This window comes from Roseibium sp. AWQ4_254, assembly GCF_056161025.1.
In genome coordinates this window covers 1-3,961 of sequence record NZ_JBSWYH010000069.1, presented here as the reverse complement: position 1 = coordinate 3,961, position 3,961 = coordinate 1, and the positions used below count along the sequence as shown (strand labels likewise).

The window sequence follows — 3,961 nt, the reverse complement described above, 5'->3', positions numbered from 1 at the left end:
AGCTGAACAGTCCTCAAACACGGCCTCGGTGGCCTGCTCCGGCCCGCCGGACTGCGTTGCGCCGCTTGAACGGCCAACCAGGCCGTCCTGCCCAACGCGCCTTGCCGGCCAATCCGGACCAGCGCCATCAGATGGGTTTCTATCTATTGAGGTTGGTATTAGATCCAGTGCCTTTGTCATTTGGGCCACCTTGTGTTCGTGTTGGCCAAGTCTAGGCGCTCTCGGCGGACCAGGCGACCCGTTTTGCGAGGCAAAGGTCCCTGCCCTCAAGCGTTGGGAACCACCGCCGGGCCCTTGCGGGTCGTAAGCAGAAGATTGGTTTCCGATCCGGTGATGCCGTCAATCAGCCGCAGGCGGTTCAGCGCATCGTCAAAGGCGGTCAGGTCGCGGGTCGCAATCTCCAGAACAAGATCCCACTTGCCATTGGTGGAATGGATGGCGCGCACCTCGGTCATGGCGCTCAAGGCGCGGATGACCGGGTCCGTGTTGTGCCCGGCCACCACCACCAGCGTGATGGCCCGGATAGGCAGGTCCCGCCAATCGTCCCGCAAGACGGCGGTAAAGCCGAGAATCTCGCCAGTCTCGCTCAGCTTTTCCATGCGCGCACGCACGGTGGCGCGGGAGACCGAGAGGTCAGTTGCCAAATCGGAAACGGACCGCCGCCCGTCATGGCGCAGAAGCGCGATTAATCGCAGGTCCAGATCGTCCATTGTCTCATTTTGCCAAATTCAACATATCAAAATGATAAAAAGAGCTGCACATTTGATCAAGTGGCCGGATTTACTCCGCCGTGCCGGTCCGGCACGCTTGAAACAGGTGACAGCGGGCGGAGCAGACAATGGCACCACAGACACAACAGATCGTGCTGGTCGGGGCGCCGGTGGATGAAGGGGCAGGCCAGAAAGGCTGCCTGATGGGCCCCGATGCGGTCCGCACGGCGGGCCTTGCCACCCAGCTTGAGGCCCTTGGCCACAGGGTTGAGGATCTCGGCAATCTGCGGCCGGCCGATGTGGGCAGCCTTGAAGCGCCAAGGCCGGGCCTGAAGAATTTCAAGGCCTATGCGGGCTGGGCCCGCACGCTCCATGCCAAGGCGGCAGAGCTGGGCACACGGCCGGTCTTTCCAATCTATCTGGGCGGCGATCACGCCATGGCCGCCGGAACAGTGTCCGGCCACGCCCGGGCGGCCGCAAGTCTGGGCCGCCCGCTCTTCGTGCTCTGGCTGGACGCCCATTCGGATTTTCACACATTTGACAGCACCGGCAGCGGCAATCTGCACGGCACTCCCCTCGCCTTTGCCTGCGGTCTGCCCGGGTTTGAAACCGTGCTTGGCGCCCGGCTGGAAACACCGGTCGCGCCGCAAAATGTGGAGATATTCGGGGTCCGGTCCATTGATGCGGCCGAACGGGACTTGCTGCTGGGCCACGGGGTTGGCGTCAGCGACATGCGCCGGATTGACGAAAGCGGCATTGCCGCCCTGCTCGCGCCGTTCCTTGCCCGGGTGGCGGCGGCCGGCGGCCTGCTTCATGTCAGTCTGGATGTGGATTTTCTCGATCCCGAAATTGCCCCGGCCGTGGGCACCACGGTGCCAGGCGGCGCCAGTTTCCGCGAGGCCCATCTGGTCATGGAAATGCTCCATGACAGCGGGCTGGTCACGTCGCTGGATCTGGTCGAACTCAATCCGTTTCTCGATGAGCGCGGCAAGACCGCCCGGCTGATGGTGGATCTCACCGGCAGCCTGTTCGGCCGCCGGGTGTTCGACCGCCCCACACACAGTTTCTAAAGGAGGAAGGCACATGATGATTGCCCGGTTTAACGCAGAGCCCTCGGATCTGGCCTATGTGCCCTTTGTCAGCGTCGACAACATGATGCGCACCATCCGCACGGTGGGCATTGAAAAGATGCTGGTCGGCCTTGCCGGTTATATCGAGCAGGATTTCCTGCGCTGGGAGCGGTTCGACAAGAAGCCGCGCATTCCCGCCCATGCGCCCCAGGGGGTGATCGAGCTGATGCCGACCGATGACGGGGAAACCTTCGGCTTCAAATATGTGAATGGCCACCCGCAAAACACCCGCGACGGGCGCCAGACCGTGACCGGGTTCGGGGTCCTGTCGGAGCTTGCCACCGGCTATCCGGTGCTTTTTACCGAAATGACCATTCTGACGGCCCTGCGCACGGCGGCCACATCGGCCCTGGCGGCAAAATACCTGGCGCCGAGGGGCGCCAAGACCATGGCCATCATCGGCAATGGCGCCCAGTCCGACTTCCAGTGCCTGGCCTTCAAGGAGGTTCTGGGGATCACCGAAATCCGGGCCTATGACATTGACCCGGATGCGAGCCTGCGCCTGTCGCGCAATCTGGCCCGGTCCGGCCTGAACCTCACCATCTGCAAGACCCCGGAAGATGCCATTGAAGGTGCGGAGGTGATCACCACGGTGACCGCCGACAAAAAATGCGCCACCATCTTGAGCGACAACATGGTCGGCGCCGGGGTTCATATCAACGCAGTCGGCGGGGATTGCCCCGGCAAGACGGAACTGCACCGGGACATTCTGCTGCGGTCCGCCCTTTTTGTTGAATTTCCCGAGCAGACGCGCATTGAAGGCGAGTTGCAGCAGCTTGCCCCGGATCATCCGGTGACAGAGCTGTGGCAGGTCTATGCGGGCAAGGCCCCGGGCCGCAGCTCCAGGGACCAGATCACCCTCTTCGACAGTGTCGGCTTTGCCATCGAGGACTTTGCGGCCCTGCGCTACATCCGAGATCTTCTGCCGCAAACGGGACATTTTGAAAAGCTGGACCTTCTGGCAGACCCGGACGACCCGCGCGATCTTTACGGCATGGTCCTGCGCTCTGCCGCCAATGGGGATGACCGGGCAGCCTGACAGCCGTGTCCAGTACACGGCACAATCCGCCCCTCGCAGTGGCTCCAGTCTCTGAGCAGATCCCCGTCCTCACAAGGGGGAAGGGAACGGGGCGTCAGGTCTGGTGACGCCAGAACAGGGAGGCAACAAGGGTTGGAGTGAGGTTGCGGGCAGGATCGTATGACAAAAAAAGTTGGCGACTCTACCGGTGGAGGCTCCGCAGAGTGTCGTCTTGCAAGCCCTTGAGTTTCCCTGCGCGGAATTTGCCGCTAACAATCACTCGTTCACCCGATACGGCAAAGCCCCGCTGCGCGGAGATTCGAGACATTCAGTTTAAAGTGCCAAAGGTCTCAATCGGGCGGAGAGCGGACTTTTGGTGCGGTCGGAATGAATGACTGGAAGGGGCCGGGAGCGGACTGTCTGCTTTCAAGGGTCGCATACGCAAACCTGACATGTGCCGTCTACAAGGCAGGCGTTTGAGACACCATATTTCGCAACCGCCCGATGTGCCAAGTCTTGCCTAGCTTAGCTGAGTGTGATTGAACAATCGAGACGTTGCAAACTTTTGCAACTGCAAGCAAGGTTGCAGCGTTGGAGGGGGGATGTCTCATGGAACTCTTAAGTGGCTCAGACTCGTTACGCCCGGCTTTTTGCTGTTAGTTCTCGGTGGACTGCTTGGGTACGCTACCGGGCTTTGGGGACTTTATTGGCCTGAGAAGCCAAAAGATGCGGCAGTCGGCCTCAACATCCTTATTGTAGGCGTGATCTATTACGTTTTTCCGTTCCGCCACTGGTCAAATCAACGCTTCTTCAACGACGTTACCGAAACCCTTCGCAAACGGTTAGTAGAAATCGCGGGTGAAACTGACGATCTCGATGTCTATTCTTGGAAGCACCTTCGCGGTATTTTTTTCTCACTGATCGATAACGACAAGAGCTTAGAAGTCAAAGCGTCACAAGCCTATTTCAACGGCTATATCTGGACGTCGCTTGCGGATCTACGCGTCCTAGCTGTGGTTTCTGATCAGGTTGTTCCGTTGAGGACCTGAAGTGGCGTTTTGCCGTTGATGCCCATGTGTGTGCGTTTTGTGTTGTACCAGTCA

Annotated in this window: 4 protein-coding genes; 3 read left to right on the top strand and 1 reads right to left on the bottom strand. The window is 60.1% G+C overall.

Features of this window, described 5'->3' with window-relative positions:
• Positions 1–266: 266 nt before the first annotated feature.
• Entirely contained in the window at positions 267–710 is a 444-nt protein-coding gene (locus ACXAIC_RS24545) for an Lrp/AsnC family transcriptional regulator (RefSeq protein ID WP_475187013.1), read from the bottom strand.
• A gap of 128 nt (positions 711–838) precedes the next feature.
• On the opposite strand from ACXAIC_RS24545, the gene rocF reads away from it, so the two are divergent.
• From rocF to ACXAIC_RS24530, 3 genes are all read left to right on the top strand, one after another.
• A complete protein-coding gene (gene rocF / locus ACXAIC_RS24540) occupies positions 839–1,780 on the top strand; it encodes an arginase (RefSeq protein WP_475187012.1) in 942 nt (313 codons plus the stop codon).
• Positions 1,781–1,793: 13 nt separating this feature from the next.
• A complete protein-coding gene (locus ACXAIC_RS24535; RefSeq protein ID WP_475187009.1) occupies positions 1,794–2,879 on the top strand; it encodes an ornithine cyclodeaminase in 1,086 nt (361 codons plus the stop codon).
• Between the two features lie 581 nt (positions 2,880–3,460).
• Positions 3,461–3,907, top strand: coding sequence for a hypothetical protein (locus ACXAIC_RS24530; protein WP_475187005.1), 447 nt, complete (start codon positions 3,461–3,463; stop codon positions 3,905–3,907).
• The last annotated feature ends 54 nt before the right edge of the window (positions 3,908–3,961 follow it).